We start from the raw sequence: 17,439 nt of genomic DNA, 5'->3' as shown, positions 1-17,439 counted from the left end.
TACTTGCAGGGCTTGCCGCCCGTGCGCCGCGCGCTCGCAACCTGATTGCCGCCTCTCCCTTATACTTGTCCGCAATGAAGCGTCTGCATAAAAGATGACCTCCCTCGCCGATCTCCGCAAGAACTACTCGCTCGGCTCGCTCGACGCCGCCGACGTCAATCCCGATCCGATCCGCCAGTTCCAGACCTGGTTCGCCCAGGCGCTCGACGCGAAGCTGCCCGAGCCCAACGCCATGACGGTGGCGACCGTCGACGCGCAAGGCCGCCCCGCCGCTCGCATCCTGCTCATCAAGGGCGTGGACGAGCGCGGCTTCGTGTTCTTCACGAACTACGAAAGCCGCAAGGGGCGCGAGCTCACCGCCAATCCGCACGCGGCGCTGCTCTTTCACTGGATCGAGCTGGAGCGTCAGGTGCGTATCGAAGGCAAGGTCGAACTCACGAGCGCCGAGGAAAGCGACGCCTACTTCAACTCGCGCCCGCTCGGCTCGCGCATTGGCGCGTGGGCCTCGGAGCAGAGCAGCGTGATCGCCGGCCGCGCACAGCTCGAAGCGCGCGAACAGGAAGTCACAGCGCAGTACGGCGAGCACCCGCCGCGCCCGCCGCACTGGGGCGGCTACCGGCTCGTGCCGGACGCCATCGAATTCTGGCAGGGCCGGCCCTCGCGGCTGCACGACCGCATCCGCTATACGCGCGCGAGCAGCGCCGCGGCCTGGCGCATCGAGCGGCTCGCGCCTTGAGCGCGTTCGCGCGCGGCTGCGCCCTGGTTGTTTTACCGTAACGGTTTTATCTGCTGCACTCGCATCACCCGCATCACCCGCTTGATTGGCAACACGCGCGCGCGGCGCAGCCCCTCGCCGCCGCGCCGCCGGTTTTTTTGTCTCGCCGCCTCTGGCACGCATCGCAATTCGCTTTTGTCGTGGGTCTGGAACCGTTCATTCGACAGGGAGAGAAACGCATGTTCTGGGAGAAGAAACTCGCGCAATGGGTAGAGGAAGTGCGCAACAAGGCCAATCTGCCCGCCCGTCTCGTGCTCTGGAGCGGCCAGCAATACGATTTCGGGCACTTCGCCGCGCCGCAGGTCACGCTCAAGGTCAATAGCGCCGCCGCCCTGCCGCTGCTGCTGGAGCCGAGCCTCGACAATCTCGGCGAAGCCTACGTGAAGGGCAAGATCGACATCGAAGGCAAGCTCGCCGACATCATCAACATCAGCTACTCGCTCGCGCGCAATACCGTCACGAGCGCCGGCAAGCTCGCCCGCGTGCGCCGCTATTTCACGCACTCGAAGTCCACGGACAGGCAGGCCATCCAGTACCACTACGACGTCTCGAACGAGTTCTACAAGCTGTGGCTCGACGAGAACATGGTCTATTCGTGCGCCTACTTCGAGAACGGCGACGAAGACCTCGCCACCGCGCAGTTGAAGAAGATCGACCACATCCTCACGAAGATCCAGGTGCAGCCGGGGCATACGCTGCTCGACATCGGCTGCGGCTGGGGCGCGCTCGTGCTGCGCGCGGCGCAGAAGTTCGGCGCGCGCTGCGTGGGCGTCACGCTCTCGCAGAACCAGTTCGATCTCGCCACGGCGCGCGTGAGGGCCGCCGGGCTCGACCAGCGCATCGAGATCCGCCTCCAGGACTATCGCGACATACAAGGCCAGTTCGACCGCATCACGAGCGTGGGGATGTTCGAGCACGTCGGGCGCAAGAATCTGCCGGGCTACTTTCGCAAGGTGCACGACCTGCTCGCCGACGACGGCGTCGCCATGAACCACGGCATCACCTCGTCGGACGCCGAATCGGGCGAAGCGCCGCTCGGCGGCGGCGAGTTCATCGACCGCTACGTGTTCCCCGACGGCGAACTGCCGCACATTGGCCTGGCGCTCGAAGCGGCGCAGCGCGGCGGCCTCGAAGCGGTTGACGTGGAGAGCCTGCGCCGTCACTATGCGCACACGCTCGATATCTGGGCGGAGAATTTCGAGGCGCGTGCCGAAGAGGCGAAAAAGCTCGTCGACGACGAGAAGTTCCGCATCTGGCGCGTTTATCTGGCGGGTTGCGCGTACGCGTTCGAGCACGACGACGTGTCGATCTTCCAGATCGTCTGCCGCAAGGCCGGCCGCAGCGCAAAAACGCTGCCGTGGTCGCGCCGGTATATGTACGAGAAGCCGCTCTGAGGCAGGCGGCGGCGCAAGGGCATGGCCCGCCGCGCCGCCGTTGCGCCCGCGTCGCCTGTCAGGCGGGCGGCTTCGCCCCACGACCGCCATTAATGACGCCACTGCGCGACGCAACCGCATGAACGAACGCGACGACGGCCACGACCTGTTCGGCGCCGCCTCGGATGAAGCACGCAGCACGAGGCCGCTCGATGCGCCCGGCGAAGGTGCCCGCGAGAACGCTCACCAGGCCGCCCGCGAGGCCGCGCGCCGCACCGCGCCGAAAGCCGCGCCCCGCGCCGAGCCTCAGCCCGACCTGTTCGGCTTCACCGCGCCCGCGAGCGCGCCCAGGCCCGCTGCCGCGAAGCGCCCCGCCCGCGCCGCCGCCGCCGAAGACAACATCAACGACGCCGAAATCGAAGCACCCGAGCAAGGCGAGGACAACCCGCGCGCCCCCGGCGCACCGCGTTCGAAACCGCCGAAGCAAGCCGAGCCCGGCGCGCCGCCCAAACGCCGCGGCCGTGGCGTGTTGCCCGCCGTGGCCACGCAGGAAACGCTCGACCTCGCCGCGCAACTGCCCGCGAGCGTGCGCCTCGGCACCTCGTCGTGGTCGTTTCCGGGCTGGCGCGGCATCGTCTACGGCGACGACTACAGCCAGTCCAAACTGGCCCGCGACGGCCTTGCGGCCTACGGCGCGCATCCGTTGCTGCGCTCGGTGAGCATCGACCGCTCGTTCTACGCGCCGCTCACCGTCACCGACTACCTGCGCTACGCGCAGCAGGCGCCCGAGCACTTCCGCTTCATCGTCAAGGCGCCCGCCCTCGTCACCGACGCCAGCGTGCGCGGCGATCGCGGCGAGCCCGTTTCGGCGAACCCCTGCTTCCTCAATGCGGAGCTGGCCGCGCGCGAATTCGTCGAACCGTGTCTCGCGGGGCTCGGCAACAAGGCGGGTGCGCTCGTGTTCCAGTTTCCGCCGCTGCCCGATCAACTGCTGGCCGACCCGGCCGCCTTCGTCGAGCGCCTCGCCGCATTTCTCGCCGCCCTGCCGCCGCTGCCCAAGCCTACCGAAACGACCGGAGCATCCGAGGCCCGCGACGGCCCCTGCTACGCCGTCGAAATTCGCGACGCAATCCTGCTCACGCCGCGCTTCGTACGCACGCTGCGCGCGGCGGGCGTGCGCTACTGCGTGGGTCTGCACGCGCGCATGCCGGACCCGCTGCGCCAGGCCGCGGCGCTCGCCCTGATGGACGGCGAAGCCCCGGCCGGCCCGCTGATCGTGCGCTGGAGCCTGCACAGCGGCTTCAAGTACGAGCAGGCCAAAGCGCGCTACGAGCCGTTCGACAAGCTCGTGGACGAAGACCCGCACACCCGCGACACGCTCGCCGAACTGGCCGCGCGCTACGCGATCGCGGGCCAGCCCGTGCTCATCACGACGAACAACAAGGCGGAAGGATCGGCGCCGCTCACCTGCGCGAAGCTCGCGCGGGCGATTGCCGAGGAGATGGCGCGGCTGCGCGCGGAAATGGAGCAGGATGCCGCGACAGCGGGCGCTAACGACGACTGACGCACCGGCAAAATGTGACGGCGATCACATCTTCGCGCATGCCCGGGCGCTAACCTACGGCCCCATAGAGTCCGAATACAGCCCGAAATCCGTCACGATGCCGTGCATCGATGCACCGGCACCCGGCCGCCATTGCCGACGGCGCGTGAAATCGCCGTCCTGAATCCACGATTGCATGCGCTCAGTTAATTTTTCGTACGATCCCCGCCTGGATCAGTTGCGTGGGAGCGCCGCGCTCCTCGTCTTTCTCTATCACGCATTCCACGTCTTCTACGGACACTGGCACGCCTTTCCGGGCGCGTTCTGGGCGGGCTGGCTCGTGGAGGGGCACACCGGCGTCGGGCTGTTCTTCGTGCTGTCCGGCTTCCTGTTCATGAACATCGCGCTCGCGGCGCCGGACATCGAATGGGCGCCGTTCATGCGCAATCGTCTCCTGCGCATTTTCCCGCTGTTCGTGGTGATGTACGTCGTGGCCACGTCGGTGGGCCGCGACGCGTTCCGCCCCGCCGATCTTTTCTATTTGCTGTTCTCCAATCTCGGCGAAGCGCCCACGTCGAACTCGTTCATTACCGGCGCGGCGTGGTCCATTTCGATCGAATTCACCTTCTACATGGTGTTTCCGTACCTGGCCCGCTTTGCGATCCAGTACGGCGCCGGCTGGCTGATCCGCCTGATCGCGCTCTGGGTGCTGCTGCGCTGCGGGGCGTACTTCGTGACCGAGCAGGCCACGCACATGTATTACTCGACGCTGCTCGGGCGCTTCGACCAGTTCCTGATCGGCATGCTGTGCGCGATGTTCGTCAAGCGCATGCCCGTGCTGCACGAGCGCCGGCTCTCGATACTCTGGCCACTCGCGGCGACATGCGCCGTGGTCCTGATTCTCGGTTTGCTCGGCAGCAAGGCCAGCTATCAGCTTCCGGTGCCCAAGCAACCGGTCTGGGCGGTTTGGGGCACGGTGGAAGCGCTCATGTGGGGCGGCTTCGTGATCTGCTATTCGTGCTGGCGCGGCAGCCTGCCGAAACCGGCGGCCTCGCTGTTCTCGAGCATTGGCGAAGTGAGCTATTCGTTCTACCTGCTGCATGGCGTCGTGCTTTTCATCTTCGCGCACTTCACGCTGCCGTATTTCGAGAAGCTGAACTGGCGCGTCGGCATGATGCTCGTCATGGTCACGCTCCTGCCACTGTGTCTTTTCGTGGCGCGGCTGAGCTACCAGGTGATCGAGCGCCCGTGGCTGCAAATGCGCGGCCGATACCACGGCAAGCTGCAACCCGCATCCGTTGCGGCTTCCGCGTCTTCCGTCTCTTCCGTGTCGCAATGATGCCGGGCCACGGGCGGACCCTGCTGCTCGCACCGCAAGGGCCGGGCGCGGCGGCGGCAACGCCCGTGCGCGAGTTCGCTTTTGTCGTGGCGGTCTACGCGGCGAGCCGGTTGCTGCTTGTCGCCGCCACCCTGATCGGCGCGCATCTGCTCGACGCGCGTGGCTCCGTGCCCGAGTTGCTGTGTCAATTCGATTGCCTCTGGTACCGGGCCATCATCGACCACGGCTACGACCTCGCGCCCAATTTCGGCCCAGGCGGTCCTTTGTCGCCGTTCGCCCATCAACACGGCGACGCGGCCAACTGGGCGTTCTTTCCCCTCTTCCCGCTGCTCGCACGGTGGACCGCGCTGGTCACAGGCGCGGCGCCGCTGGTCGGCGCCTACGTGGTGTCGAATCTGGCCTTCCTTGCCGCACTCCTCCTGCTCAGGCAGTACGCCGGACGATGGACCACGCCGGGCACGGCCCGCTTCGTCGTCCTTCTTGCGAGCTTTTCGCCGGCCAGCCTGTATTTCTCGCTGGCCTACACCGAGGCGCTCTACCTGCTGCTCATGCTGGCCGTGGTGTCGGCCGCCAGCAGCGGCCGCTGGCTGATGGCGGGCATGGCCGCCGCGGCGCTCTCGGCCACGCGCAACCTCGGGGTGACGATCCTCGCGCCGATGCTGGCGATCGCAATCAGCCAATACGGCTGGCGCGCCGTGCTGACTCTTCGTCGCGAAACCGATCGGGCCTGGGTCGCCATGCTGCTCGCGCCCGCCGGCCTCGCCGCGTTCATGCTGTTCCTGCACCACACGACGGGTGACGCGTTCGCGTTCAAGAACGTGCAGATCGCCTGGCATCGCGAAGTGGGCAACCCACTCGTCCAGCTATGGACGGCGCTGACGAGCGCTCAGACCTATCCGCTCTACTGCGCGAGCGTGGCGCTGTTCGGCATCGTGGCGTGCATCTGGCTCGCGGCGCGGTCCATGTACGCGGAGGCGCTCATCCTCGTAACGGGGATCTTCATTCCACTTGCCGCGGGCGTGGTCTCGATTCCCCGCTATGTCCTCACGCTCTACCCGGTTCCCCTGGCGATCGGCCTCGCGACGCAGAACATGCCGCGAACGCGCATCGCGCTCCTGGCCGCGTGCGTCGCGCTGCTGGCCGCGGCATGCCGGGCCTGGCTGGGACAATACTGGTTCATGGCATGAAGGCGCGCCGCTTCACGGCAATGCGGGCGCTGCTGCCGGGCGCCGCTTTGGCGCTGGGCGCGCTGTACTGCGCGACGGCCTGGTACGCGCTTCATCCGGCCGTGAGCCGCGAATACGACCTGTACTACCTGAAGCACCAGCTCCGGACATGGCCGGGCAACGGCGGCCTGGCCTATCGCCCGGGCGAGCGCATCGACTTCTCGCGCACGCTGCCCTGGCTATCCCGCATCGGCTGGTCCGATCCGGAAGGCTGGGGCACCTGGACCGACGGCGACAGCGCCTCGCTCTACCTGACGCTGCCCGGCAGACCGGCCGGCAACATGACGTTGCGCGTGCAAGGGCGTGGTTTCGTCGATGCGCGGCATCCCGTGCAGTCCGTGCGCGTCGTGGTGAACGGCATTGCGGTGGGCGCACTCGCGTACGCATCGCAAGACGCGAAAACGCAAACGCTGACGATTCCCAACCGCGCGTTTTCGGGCAGCAACGTCGAAATCGACCTGATTCCCGCCAATCCCGCCAAGCCTTCGGAAGGCGGCGCTTCGCAAGACACGCGGCGCCTGGGACTCGGCGTCGCCTCGATCGAACTCCTGCCGGGCTAGGCGCGCGGCCCGTCGTGCCGCGTCCGCGCGCCTTGCGCCTTATTCCGCCTTATTCCGCCTTATTCCGCTTTCAGCCGGTGCGCGAACTTCTGGCGGAACTTCGCGACCTTCGGCGCGACCACGAACGAGCAATAGCCCTGGTTCGGATGCTGCGCGAAGTAGTTCTGGTGATAGGCCTCGGCGGGGAAGTAGTTGCCGTCGAGCGGCAGCACCTGGGTGACGATCTTGCCTTCGTACACGCCCTCGGCGGCGATCTCGCGAATCGCCTGCTCCGCCGTCTCGCGCTGCGCCTGCGAATGCGTGAAGATCACCGAACGGTACTGCGTGCCGACGTCATTGCCCTGGCGGTTCAGTTGCGTCGGATCGTGAATCGCGAAAAAGATGTCGAGAATCTCGCGGTAGCCGATCTTCGCGGGGTCGAACTGCACGTTCACGACCTCCGCGTGGCCCGTCTCGCCGTCGCACACCTGCTCGTAGCTCGGGTTCGCGACGTGGCCGCCCGCGTAGCCCGATTCCACCGCCTCCACGCCGTCCACGCGCAAATACACCGCTTCGAGGCACCAGAAACATCCGCCGCCCAACGTTGCAATTTCACTCATACCAATCACCATGAAATCAATAGGTTATCCAAGATCCGGGAGGCTTGTCATTCAGCCGTGGCGGGTCCATTCGGGTCCAGTTTACCCGTCAACCCGTTTTGCAGGATGACGACTAATCGTGGTCTCCCCCAACCTTTGTGGTATGTGGATCGTCAGGACGGATTTCAAGGCAGGCCGCGATTTCGATGACTTCAGCGAAGCCAAAGAATGCCGTGCCCTCCGCAAGCGGAAGAAGCGAAAGCAAATCCTCTTCGAGATTGGCCGCGGCTGGCAACCCTGCCTCGGGCACCGGATGTTGGCACGCCCGCCGGGCAAAACCTGCGCCCGAGTAACGGACGCAGGGAGCCGGACTTATTGCGGCATGGTCGCGTCCGCGGCGTCGGTGCGTTTCGGACGCGGCGCGAGCCAGCCGCGCGAGCGCGCGAGCAGGGCCCGGCGCACGGGCGTGTCGTAGTAGCGGTCGACGCACCACGTCAGCAGCACGACGCCGGGGAACAGGAGCGCCGCGCTCACGCCGGCCGGATGGCGCAGAAAGTGGCTGTTGCGGGTGAGGTCCTCCAGGAGGAACCCGAACGGCACATGGAGGACGTAGACGGCATACGAGATCGCCCCCGAAAAAGCGAAGAGGCGCAGCCAGCGAGCGGGGGGCTCCACCCGGCATGCCGCCCAGACAATGGCGGGGAAGGCGACGAGCACGAGCAGCAGGTCGACCGCGACCGCGGGCTGGTTGTGCATCGGCCAGGGCATGAAGAGCAGGCCGAACGCCAGCGCGACGATGAAGATCGCCGAACGCGATTCACGCCTGCGCGCGGGCTGCTGGAGCCGGTATAACAGCAGACCGGCGGGAAAGGCATAGCCGAGGCGCGCAAAGCCCACATAGAACGATTGCCAGACAAACCCGTTGCACAGGCCCACGGTATAAGCCGCTGTTGCGAGGGCGACAGCCGACACGCACATGATGAAGATGAGCCGCCGTGTGGTCAGGTAGCGGAAGAACAGGCCATACGCAAGGCTCGCGATCAGTTCGAAGAACAGCGACCACGCAGGATGATCCAGCGGATAGAGGAAGTCGATCGTCCACTGGACCGGGTAGTAGGTCCGCAGGGGCGTGTGCGAGGGCATCATGAGCAACCCGGCCGGGACCGCGGAGGCGATGTCGGACCAGTCGGATGCAGGCAGCCGGTACGCCAGGGCAACGACGCCGAGTACGAGACCGGCGAGGTAAAGCGGATACAGGCGGAACAATCGCAATGTGAAGTACTGCTGCCAGTTTAGTTCGCCTGACGAAAGCTTCCGGTCGTAAGCATTGGCGATGACGAAGCCGCTCATCGCGAAGAAGAGATCGACCGCAAGATACCCGTGCTCGATGTACGGCAGGTGGTACAGCCCCTGGAAGTGCGCGAAGACAACCACCATCGCCGCCATGCCGCGTAAGCCGTCGAGGGTGGCGTATCTCGAGTCTGCAATCGACTGTCCCATGTCGCGCTCCGCGGCTGCTCTCTATCGTGGCTCCCGCCAAGAAGGTAACCTGCGCGAGGGTGGCGAGTTTGTGTGTTGACAGACACAAAGTCACTCCCGAGTCCGGATTCAAGGGAGTCCCGACCTCCCGTGCGGCCCGGACTTCCAGGGTCCGTCACGACATCACACCGGGGATGGCCGTTTCGACCGCCCGGGTCCTGCTCCGCTCCTTTCGGATGAGTCGCGGAAATCACTGCACGGCGCACTGCACCGGGCACCGCGCTGCGCACTGAACTGCGGCTCGCGCGAGCCGCCATCCGTCGCTTCCGCTAAAATTGTGACAATTCGCCGATTTTCCACATGACGTTGATCCCGATTTCCTCTCCCGCCGCCACGCGCGCGGCCCGCAAAGGCCTGCCCCGATGACCCGCCGCGCCAGCCCGCCCAATTTCGACGACGGCGCATTCCGCCGCGCGCTCGGCCAGTTCGCCACCGGCGTCACCGTGATCACGACGCGCGCGCCCGACGGCCAGCTCATCGGCATCACGGCCAGCTCGTTCAACTCGGTCTCGCTCAGCCCGCCGCTCGTGCTCTGGAGCCTCGCCACGCGCTCGGCTTCCATGCCCGTGTTCCGCTCGAACCCTCACTATGTGATCAATGTGCTCGCGGCGTCGCAGCTCGACCTGTGCAAGCGCTTCGCGACCGTGAAGGGCGACCGCTTCGAGGGCGTCTCGCACGCGGCCGGCGACACCGGCATGCCCGTGCTGGACGGGGCGATCGCGTGGTTCGAGTGCCACAACCGCAGCCGCTACGACGAAGGCGACCACGTGATCTTCGTGGGCGAGGTGGAGCGCTGCGGCGTGCGCGAGGACGGCGCGAACGCTTCGCCGCTCGTGTTCCACGGCGGCGCGTTCCACCAGCTTCAATCGTTGTAAGCCCCGAGGTTGTCAGCCGCGCGGTCGCGAGCCCAGGTGCGGGCCCGCGCCCCTACACCTGCGCGGTCTTCGGCTCGCGCTGGGCGATCAGGTCCACCGGCACGCCCGCTTCCGCCTTGAGCGTCGTGAGCACGATGTTCGAGCGGATGTCCATCACGCCCGGCGCCTTGTACAGCTTGTTGAGCACGAAGTCCGAGTAGTGCTTGAGGTTGTGCGCGAGCACGCGCAGCAGGTAGTGCGTCTCGCCCGTGACGACGTACGCCCCCACCACCTCCGGCCAGTCGCGCAGCGCCGAGACGAAGCGCTCGTGCCAGCTTTCCTGGTCGTTGCGCATCGACACCTGCACGAAAGCCTCCATCTCGAAGCCGAGAATCTCCCGGTTCAAACTGGCTCGATAACGCTCCACCACACCCTGATCCTCGAGCAGCCGCAAACGGCGCAGGCACGCCGACGGCGAGAGCGAAATACGCTCCGCCAGGTCGAGATTACTAATCCGCCCCTCATTTTGCAGCACGGCGAGAATACGGCAATCGGTAGCATCCAGCGAGATTGCGTTCATATTTGGTCTCCATTCCCGTCTTGTAACAAATTATGTGCCAACAACTGTAGTTTGCGGCGTTTTTTTCGCAAGCACATTTCACGCAGGGTTGCCTATCATTCGAAAAATACGGAGACAACCTGCTCAACGAGATGAACGACCTCTGGGACATTTCCCCGCCCATCCACCCTGAAACGCCCGTCTGGCCGGGCGATACGCCCGTTGGCGTCGAACGCGTCTGGCGCATGGAGGCCGGCTCGCCGGTCAACGTCGCGCGCGTGACACTTTCGCCACACACCGGCGCGCATACCGACGCCCCGCTGCACTACGACGCCAAAGGCGCGCCGATCGGCGCGGTGCCGCTCGACACGTATCTCGGCGCGTGCCGCGTGATTCATTGCGTGGGCGCCGCGCCCCTCGTGCTGCCCGAGCATGTGCAAGGCGCGCTGCAAGGCATCCCGCCGCGCGTGCTGCTGCGCACCTACGCGCACGCGCCGCAGGACCGCTGGGACAGCGCGTTTTGCGCCGTCGCGCCGCAAACCGTCGACCTGCTCGCCGCGCACGGCGTGCGCCTCATCGGCATCGACACGCCCTCGCTCGACCCGCAGGAGTCGAAGACGATGGACGCGCATCACCGTATCCGCGCGCACCGCATGGCGATCCTCGAAGGCGTCGTGCTCGACGCGGTGCCGCCCGGCGACTACGAACTGATCGCGTTGCCGCTGAAGTTCGCAACGCTCGACGCGAGCCCCGTGCGCGCCGTGCTGCGCGCGCTGCCCGCCAGCACTCGCTGAAAAGAAACCGCTATCCCGCTCATTGCGCCCAACACCGCCCAACACCGAAACGCAGACATGAACGACCGCAACGAAGCCCTGGCCGCCGATCACGCCGATCCGCTCGCCGCCTTGCGCGAGCAATTCACGCTCGCAGCCGGCACCATCTATCTCGACGGCAACTCGCTCGGCGTGCCGCCGTCGGCCTCGGCCGCGCGCGCGCAGGCCGTGATCGGCGCCGAATGGGGCGAAGGCCTCATCCGCAGCTGGAACACGGCGGGCTGGTTCGCCATGCCCAAGCGCCTCGGCAACAAGCTCGCGAAGCTGATCGGCGCGGCCGACGACGAAGTCGTCGTCACCGACACCATTTCGATCAACCTGTTCAAGGCGCTCTCCGCCGCGCTGCGCGTGCAGAACGCGCGCGACCCGAAGCGCCGCGTGATCGTGTCCGAGCGCTCGAACTTCCCGAGCGATCTCTACATCGCGCAAGGCCTCATCGAACAACTCGACCGCGGCTATGAACTGCGCCTCGTCGACGATCCGTCCGAGCTGCCCGCCGCGATCCGCGACGACGTGGCCGTGGCGATGATCACGCACGTGAACTACCGCACGGGCGAGATGCACGACATGCGCGCGCTCACCGAACACATCCACGCGCAGGGCGCGCTCGCGCTGTGGGATCTCGCGCATTCGGCGGGCGCGGTGCCCGTGGACCTGAACGGCGCGAACGCCGACTACGCCGTGGGCTGCACGTACAAGTACCTGAACGGCGGCCCCGGCTCGCCCGGCTTCGTGTGGGTGCCCAGGCGCCACCAGAGCGCGTTCTCGCAGCCGCTCTCGGGCTGGTGGGGGCACAGGAAGCCGTTCGAGATGAACCCGGAGTACCGCCCCGACGACGGCATCGCCCGCTACCTCTGCGGCACCCAGCCGATCATTTCGATGGCGCTCGTCGAATGCGGCCTCGACGTGTTCCTGCAAACCGACATGCAGGCGATCCGCCGCAAGTCGCTCGCGCTCACCGATCTCTTCATCGAACTGGTCGAAACGCGCTGCAAGGCATACGGCCTCACGCTGGTGACGCCGCGCGAGCATGCGCAACGCGGCTCGCACGTGAGCTTCGAGCATCCGCACGGCTATGAGGTGATGCAGGCGCTGATCGCGCGCGGCGTGATCGGCGACTATCGCGAGCCGCGCGTGCTGCGCTTCGGCTTCACGCCGCTGTATCTGCGTCACGTCGATGTGTGGGACGCCGTGGAGACGCTGCGCGACGTGCTCGCGACCGAGTCCTGGCGCAAGCCCGAATTCGCCGAACGCGGCGCGGTGACCTGAGGAGCGGCACATGAACGATCACATGCAGATTCCCGGCGTGCCCGAGACCGACGAAACCGCCAACGCACCGCGCGGCGGCTGCCCGTTCGGGCACGGCGCGCAGGCGCCCACGGCACAACCCTCGACCTCGGCCGATAAAGGCGACGGCTGGCACGACGCGCAACTCGACTTTTCGAAGTCGATGAGCTACGGCGACTATCTCGCGCTCGATTCGGTGCTCAACGCGCAGCATCCGCTTTCGCCCGATCACAACGAGATGCTGTTCATCGTGCAGCACCAGACGAGCGAACTGTGGATGAAACTCGCGCTCTATGAGTTGCGCGCGGCGCTCGCCAACGTGCATCGCGATGCGCTGCCGCCCGCGTTCAAGCAGCTCGCGCGCGTCTCGCGCATCATGGAGCAGCTCGTGCAGGCGTGGAACGTGCTCTCCACGCTCACGCCCTCCGAGTACACGGCCATGCGGCCATATCTGGGCGCTTCATCGGGCTTCCAGTCGTATCAGTACCGGCAGATCGAGTTTCTGCTCGGCAACAAGAACGTGCAGATGCTCAAGCCGCACGAGCACCGGCCCGAGATTTTCGAGCAGGTGAAAGCGACGCTCGAAGCGCCCTCGTTCTACGACGAAGTGATCCGCCTGCTCGCGCGGCGCGGCTTCGCGATCGCACCCGAGCGCCTGAACCGCGACTGGTCGCAGGCGACGGCGCACGACGCGAGCGTCGAGGCGGCGTGGCTCGAGGTGTATCGCAATCCTTCGCAGTACTGGGATTTGTACGAGATGGCCGAAGAACTCGTCGATCTCGAAGACGCGTTCCGTCAATGGCGCTTCCGTCACGTGACGACGGTCGAGCGCATCATCGGCTTCAAGCAGGGCACGGGCGGCACGAACGGCGCGCCGTATCTGCGCAAGATGCTCGACGTCGTGCTGTTTCCCGAGCTTTGGCACGTGCGCACGGTGCTGTAAAGCGCAAACGGCGGCGCGACCCTGCGAGGTCGCGCCGCCGTCTTTTTATTGCACGCCGTTCGCGCTTGTTTCGGCTTATTTCCGCTTACTTCTCGACGTGCCGGCCGTAGTTGTCGTCGAAGCGCACGATGTCGTCCTCGCCGAGATAGCTGCCGCACTGCACCTCGATCATTTCGAGCGGCACGCGGCCCACGTTTTCGAGGCGGTGCTTCACGCCCACCGGCACATAGGTCGACTGGTTCTCGCCGAGCAGGAACACTTCGTCGCCGCGCGTCACGCGCGCCGTGCCGCTCACCACGATCCAGTGCTCGCTGCGGTGGTAATGCAGTTGCAGCGAGAGCGTCGCGCCCGGCGAGACCACGATGCGCTTGACCTGGTAGCGCGAGCCGCGCTCGATCGAGTCGTAATAGCCCCAGGGGCGCGCGACCTTGCGGTGATGCGCGGCCTCGGTGCGCTCGCCTTCGCGAATGCGGCCGACCAGCGCCTTCACGTCCTGCGCGCGGCTCTTGTCGGCGACCAGCACGGCGTCGGCGGTCTCGACCACGATCAGGTCCTGGGTGCCCACGCAGGCCACGAGCCGCCCTTCCGAATGCACATAGGTGCCCGACGTATCTTCGAGCAGCACGTCGCCGCGCGTGACGTTGCCCGCGGCGTCCTTCGGCATGATGTTCCAGACGGCGTCCCACGAGCCCACGTCCGACCAGCCCACCTCCAGCGGCACCACCGCGCCTTGCAGGCCGCCTTCGGCGAGCCGCTCCATGACCGCGTAGTCGATCGAGTCGGACGGGCAGCCGAGGAACGACTGCGTGTCGATGCGCCACGAGGCGCCCTCCGCGCCGCCCTTGCGGTACGCGTCCTCGCAGGCGTGCGCGATGTCCGCGCGCAGCGCGCGGATCGCCGCGAGCCACACCGAGGCGCGCATCACGAAGATGCCGCTGTTCCACCAGTGACGCCCGCCCGCCAGGAACGCCTCGGCGACTTCGCGCGGCGGCTTCTCGACGAAGCGGCACAACTCGCGCGCATGTGCGGCCCGGGTCGTCTCGTCGCCTTCGAGCGTCGCGCCCGTTTCGATATAGCCGTAGCCCGTTTCGGCGCGCTGCGGCACCACGCCGAGCGCGACGATGCGGCCTTGCTGCGCGAGACGCGCCGCGGCGTTCACGGCACGCGCGAACGCGGGCGCGTCGAAGATCGCGTGATCGGCCGGCATGACGACGAGCACCGGGTCGCCGCCGCCCGCGCTCGCGCGCATGGCGGCGAGCGTGAGCGCGGGCGCCGTGTTGCGCCCGGCCGGCTCGACCATGACCTGCCAGTCGCGGCTGCTCACCTTGAGCTGGTCGGCCACCATGAAGCGATGCTCCTGCGCGCAGATCAGCAGGCCGCCGTTCGAGCCCGGCCGAGCGAGCGAGTCGAGGCGCGTGACGGTCGATTCGAGCAGCGAGCGGTCGCCCAGCAGACCGATCAGCTGCTTCGGATGCGCCTCGCGCGAAAGCGGCCACAGGCGCGTGCCGGAGCCGCCCGCGAGCACGACGGGCAGGATGTCGAGCGCAGCGAGCGAAACCGCTGGAGCGCCTTGCACGGTGGTGTCGATGGTTTGGGGGAACGTCATGTTCAGGATTTTTCTTCGATTACCGGATCTCGTTCGACCGAAAGCGGCGCGGGCTCGCGCCTGAAATCGGCTGCCTTGGCGGCGCCCGCCTTCGCGGTGCCGCTCGCGTGTTCGGCCACCACGGCGTCGTAAATGCGCCGGTAGGCCCGCGCCGTGCGATGCGCGGTAAAGAGGTCTTCGAAACGCAGCGCGGCGCGGCGGCCCATCAGCTCGCACCAGTGCGGGTCGTCCCACAGTTCCTTCATCGCGCGCGCGAGGTCTTCGGGATCGTTAGGATCGCAAACCAGTCCCGTTTCGCCGTGGCGATTCACGTAGCTCGTGCCGGTGCCGATCTCGCAGGTGATCATCGGCTTGCCGAGCATCGCGCCTTCGAGCAGCGTCATGCCGAACGCCTCGGCGCGGTTGGGCGACGGGAACACGATGGCGCGCGAAAGCTCGATGAGCGCCATCTTGTCTTCTTCGGGCAGCAAACCGGTGAAATGCGCGCTCGTGATGCGATGCTGCTGCGCGTAGGCGCGCAACTCCGGCGCGAGCGGACCGTCGCCCACGAGCACGACCGGGTAGCCCGTGCGCTGGATCGCTTCGAGCAGCACGTTCAAACCCTTGTAGTAGCGGAACACGCCCACGAAGAGAAAGAACGGACCGCCGATGCGCTCGCGCCATTTCTGCAACAGCGCTTCATCGGGCTTCGGATAGAAGCTGCGCGTGAGACCGAGCGGCACGACTTCGACCTTGTCGCGATGCGCCCGCAGCACGTCGCTCGTCGCCACGTAGTTCGGCGAGGTCGCGACGATGCGATCGACGCTGCCGAGAAAGCGGTGCATGAGCGGCTTGTACATCGCGAGCAGCGTGGGCTGGCGCTGGATGTCGGCGTGATACGTCACGACCGAGGGCTTGCGCACGCGCGCGGCCAGGTGCGCGATGTCCGCCATCGGCCAGGGGAAGTGGTAGTGGACCACGTCGGCTTCGCGCGCGAGCTGGCGAAAGCGCCGGATCGCCGGCAGCGACAGCTCGACCGAGGCGACCTTGAAGCCGCTCGGCACGCGCTCCACCACGTGGCCCGGCAGGTTCACGCGGCGTGGGCCGCCGCTTTGCGCGGTGAGCGTGAGCACGGTGTTCTCGACGCCCTGGTCCGCCCCCGCGCGGCACAGGTGATAGATGGACTGCTCGGCGCCCCCGACCGTATCAGGCAGATACGTTCGATAGAAGTGCAGCACACGCATGATGCATGACCCGAAATTGGAATGTGTGTTCAGCGGCCCGGGATCGTGCAGGTCGTTGCCGGCACAACTGCATGGGCAGCAGTGCGGGCGACGGCGCGGACTTCGCGTGCGGCCTCATTAATCAACTTCACTACCCTCGACGTCATCCGCTTCGACGTCGCGACCTTCATCTTCATCGCCGGCCTCTTCCATCTGGCCGATCGCGGCCTTCTTGCGCAATTGCAGCTCCGCTTCGCCCTTGGCGAGCTTCTTGAGCAATTGCGCGTCGCGCACGATCAGGCGGCGGTAATCGCGCTCGATCACCTTGCCGTCCACGAGCGAGCGGATGGCGCGCGACACGGTTTCCCGGCTCACGTTGGCCATGATCGCGATCGCCTGCTGGTTCGGCAGGTTCTCGATGGTGTGCAGGTCCCCGGCGCTCTTTTTCATCGAGGCCTCGAGCACCGAGTACACCCGCGCGTATGCGCGCGACAACCCGAGCATCGAACGGTAGTTCGATGCCTGACGAATGGTGCGGCACAGCCGCTGCAACAAGGCCTCGACCACCGCGGGGTTGCGGTAGAAAAGGTTTTGCGCGTGGGCCTTCGGCAGGAAACCAACAACAGATTCGCTTGTGGCAATGATCGACGCCGAACGCGGCCCGCCGTCGATGATCGACAGCTCGCCGAAGTAATCCCCCGGCTCGACGAAGTTCAATCCCACTTCGCGTCCATCCTCCGAGAGCGCGATGACCTGCAATCTCCCGGACATGAGCATCAGCAGGGATGACCCCGCATCCCCCTTGTGGACGACGAATTCGCGCTTCCCGAAGCGCCTGTAACGAATATGCCGACTGGTCTCTTCAATCACTTCATCGGCGACGTTGCGCAGGAGCTTTTGCTGCCTGAGCAGATCGATCGCCTTCAATGGTCCGAAGCTGCCTTTGAACTCTTCTGTAGACATCCTGGAGTTGCAGCCTTTTTATGTGATCCGGCGCCACGATAGACGCCCGCGACGTGAAAATCTGTGACAGCCGTCACAACCCGCCCGCCGGCACTGCGGGTACCATCCTTGAAAAATCGCGCGCGCGCGAGAAAAACGGATCGAAGACCAATGCCATCAAGAACTTTGCGGGGGCTGGCGGCCTTAGTGCTGTCTGTCGTTTGCGCTGCGGGGGCAGCACAAACGACCCAGTCGGACCAGAAGGACCAGAGGGATAGGA

The 17,439-nt window shown here is 66.3% G+C and carries 16 protein-coding genes; 10 read left to right on the top strand and 6 right to left on the bottom strand.

The features are described 5' to 3' along the window. Positions 1-94 precede the first annotated feature (94 nt). The 6 genes from pdxH to C7401_RS16300 all read left to right on the top strand — a co-directional run bounded on the left by pdxH (position 95) and on the right by C7401_RS16300 (position 6,816). The gene (pdxH, locus tag C7401_RS16325) at positions 95-736 is read left to right on the top strand and encodes a pyridoxamine 5'-phosphate oxidase (protein ID WP_112172448.1); all 642 of its coding nucleotides are present in this window, start codon (positions 95-97) and stop codon (positions 734-736) included. Between the two features lie 218 nt (positions 737-954). Then, positions 955-2,169, top strand: coding sequence for a class I SAM-dependent methyltransferase (locus C7401_RS16320; RefSeq protein WP_112172447.1), 1,215 nt, complete (start codon positions 955-957; stop codon positions 2,167-2,169). A gap of 118 nt (positions 2,170-2,287) precedes the next feature. Continuing rightward, positions 2,288-3,712 (top strand): DUF72 domain-containing protein, encoded by a 1,425-nt coding sequence (locus C7401_RS16315; RefSeq protein ID WP_112172446.1) that lies wholly within the window; start codon positions 2,288-2,290, stop codon positions 3,710-3,712. A gap of 175 nt (positions 3,713-3,887) precedes the next feature. Continuing rightward, on the top strand, positions 3,888-5,030 hold the full coding sequence (locus C7401_RS16310) for an acyltransferase family protein (RefSeq protein ID WP_112172445.1): 1,143 nt from the start codon (positions 3,888-3,890) through the stop codon (positions 5,028-5,030). After that, positions 5,027-6,217, top strand: coding sequence for a mannosyltransferase family protein (locus C7401_RS16305; RefSeq protein WP_112172444.1), 1,191 nt, complete (start codon positions 5,027-5,029; stop codon positions 6,215-6,217). Before C7401_RS16310 ends, C7401_RS16305 begins: the two co-directional genes overlap by 4 nt. Further along, positions 6,214-6,816 (top strand): DUF7024 domain-containing protein, encoded by a 603-nt coding sequence (locus C7401_RS16300; RefSeq protein WP_112172443.1) that lies wholly within the window; start codon positions 6,214-6,216, stop codon positions 6,814-6,816. Before C7401_RS16305 ends, C7401_RS16300 begins: the two co-directional genes overlap by 4 nt. Before the next feature lie 59 nt (positions 6,817-6,875). Here C7401_RS16300 and msrA read toward each other — a convergent pair whose 3' ends face one another. After that, the gene (gene msrA / locus C7401_RS16295) at positions 6,876-7,415 is read right to left on the bottom strand and encodes a peptide-methionine (S)-S-oxide reductase MsrA (protein WP_112172661.1); all 540 of its coding nucleotides are present in this window, start codon (positions 7,413-7,415) and stop codon (positions 6,876-6,878) included. A gap of 351 nt (positions 7,416-7,766) precedes the next feature. After that, on the bottom strand, positions 7,767-8,894 hold the full coding sequence (locus C7401_RS16290; RefSeq protein ID WP_112172442.1) for an acyltransferase family protein: 1,128 nt from the start codon (positions 8,892-8,894) through the stop codon (positions 7,767-7,769). 401 nt (positions 8,895-9,295) lie between these two features. On the opposite strand from C7401_RS16290, the gene C7401_RS16285 reads away from it, so the two are divergent. Further along, entirely contained in the window at positions 9,296-9,808 is a 513-nt protein-coding gene (locus C7401_RS16285; RefSeq protein ID WP_112172441.1) for a flavin reductase family protein, read from the top strand. Between the two features lie 52 nt (positions 9,809-9,860). On the opposite strand, the gene C7401_RS16280 is transcribed toward C7401_RS16285, so the two are convergent. Then, positions 9,861-10,367, bottom strand: a complete 507-nt coding sequence (locus C7401_RS16280) for an Lrp/AsnC family transcriptional regulator (protein ID WP_112172440.1) — start codon at positions 10,365-10,367, stop codon at positions 9,861-9,863. Positions 10,368-10,498: 131 nt separating this feature from the next. Between C7401_RS16280 and kynB the strand changes: the two genes are divergently transcribed. The 3 genes from kynB to kynA are packed head-to-tail and all read left to right on the top strand — an operon-like array spanning position 10,499 to position 13,409. Further along, a complete protein-coding gene (kynB, locus tag C7401_RS16275) occupies positions 10,499-11,140 on the top strand; it encodes an arylformamidase (RefSeq protein WP_112172439.1) in 642 nt (213 codons plus the stop codon). A 57-nt stretch (positions 11,141-11,197) separates the two neighbouring features. Beyond that, complete coding sequence (kynU, locus tag C7401_RS16270) at positions 11,198-12,448, top strand: kynureninase (protein WP_112172438.1); 1,251 nt, start codon at positions 11,198-11,200, stop codon at positions 12,446-12,448. Between the two features lie 10 nt (positions 12,449-12,458). Then, positions 12,459-13,409, top strand: coding sequence for a tryptophan 2,3-dioxygenase (gene kynA, locus C7401_RS16265; protein ID WP_112172437.1), 951 nt, complete (start codon positions 12,459-12,461; stop codon positions 13,407-13,409). 85 nt (positions 13,410-13,494) lie between these two features. On the opposite strand, the gene C7401_RS16260 is transcribed toward kynA, so the two are convergent. The 3 genes from C7401_RS16260 to C7401_RS16250 form a co-directional block, all read right to left on the bottom strand. Beyond that, positions 13,495-15,015, bottom strand: coding sequence for a mannose-1-phosphate guanylyltransferase/mannose-6-phosphate isomerase (locus C7401_RS16260; protein WP_112172436.1), 1,521 nt, complete (start codon positions 15,013-15,015; stop codon positions 13,495-13,497). A 2-nt stretch (positions 15,016-15,017) separates the two neighbouring features. Further along, positions 15,018-16,238 (bottom strand): glycosyltransferase, encoded by a 1,221-nt coding sequence (locus C7401_RS16255; RefSeq protein ID WP_112172435.1) that lies wholly within the window; start codon positions 16,236-16,238, stop codon positions 15,018-15,020. Positions 16,239-16,355: 117 nt separating this feature from the next. Then, a complete protein-coding gene (locus C7401_RS16250; RefSeq protein WP_112172434.1) occupies positions 16,356-17,180 on the bottom strand; it encodes a Crp/Fnr family transcriptional regulator in 825 nt (274 codons plus the stop codon). Between the last annotated feature and the right edge of the window lie 259 nt (positions 17,181-17,439).

It is taken from the genome of Paraburkholderia unamae (genome assembly GCF_003268775.1).
Classification (GTDB): Bacteria; Pseudomonadota; Gammaproteobacteria; order Burkholderiales; family Burkholderiaceae; genus Paraburkholderia; species Paraburkholderia unamae.
The sequence above is the reverse complement of the archived record's forward strand: the minus strand, read 5'-3'. Positions and strand labels throughout refer to the sequence as shown.

Coding starts and splice junctions, on each gene's coding strand:
- pdxH (WP_112172448.1), top strand. CDS start 95: ATGACCTCCCTCGCCGATCTCCGCAAGAACTACTCGCTCGGCTCGCTC.
- C7401_RS16320 (WP_112172447.1), top strand. CDS start 955: ATGTTCTGGGAGAAGAAACTCGCGCAATGGGTAGAGGAAGTGCGCAAC.
- C7401_RS16315 (WP_112172446.1), top strand. CDS start 2,288: ATGAACGAACGCGACGACGGCCACGACCTGTTCGGCGCCGCCTCGGAT.
- C7401_RS16310 (WP_112172445.1), top strand. CDS start 3,888: ATGCGCTCAGTTAATTTTTCGTACGATCCCCGCCTGGATCAGTTGCGT.
- C7401_RS16305 (WP_112172444.1), top strand. CDS start 5,027: ATGATGCCGGGCCACGGGCGGACCCTGCTGCTCGCACCGCAAGGGCCG.
- C7401_RS16300 (WP_112172443.1), top strand. CDS start 6,214: ATGAAGGCGCGCCGCTTCACGGCAATGCGGGCGCTGCTGCCGGGCGCC.
- msrA (WP_112172661.1), bottom strand. CDS start 7,415: ATGAGTGAAATTGCAACGTTGGGCGGCGGATGTTTCTGGTGCCTCGAA.
- C7401_RS16290 (WP_112172442.1), bottom strand. CDS start 8,894: ATGGGACAGTCGATTGCAGACTCGAGATACGCCACCCTCGACGGCTTA.
- C7401_RS16285 (WP_112172441.1), top strand. CDS start 9,296: ATGACCCGCCGCGCCAGCCCGCCCAATTTCGACGACGGCGCATTCCGC.
- C7401_RS16280 (WP_112172440.1), bottom strand. CDS start 10,367: ATGAACGCAATCTCGCTGGATGCTACCGATTGCCGTATTCTCGCCGTG.
- kynB (WP_112172439.1), top strand. CDS start 10,499: ATGAACGACCTCTGGGACATTTCCCCGCCCATCCACCCTGAAACGCCC.
- kynU (WP_112172438.1), top strand. CDS start 11,198: ATGAACGACCGCAACGAAGCCCTGGCCGCCGATCACGCCGATCCGCTC.
- kynA (WP_112172437.1), top strand. CDS start 12,459: ATGAACGATCACATGCAGATTCCCGGCGTGCCCGAGACCGACGAAACC.
- C7401_RS16260 (WP_112172436.1), bottom strand. CDS start 15,015: ATGACGTTCCCCCAAACCATCGACACCACCGTGCAAGGCGCTCCAGCG.
- C7401_RS16255 (WP_112172435.1), bottom strand. CDS start 16,238: ATGCGTGTGCTGCACTTCTATCGAACGTATCTGCCTGATACGGTCGGG.
- C7401_RS16250 (WP_112172434.1), bottom strand. CDS start 17,180: ATGTCTACAGAAGAGTTCAAAGGCAGCTTCGGACCATTGAAGGCGATC.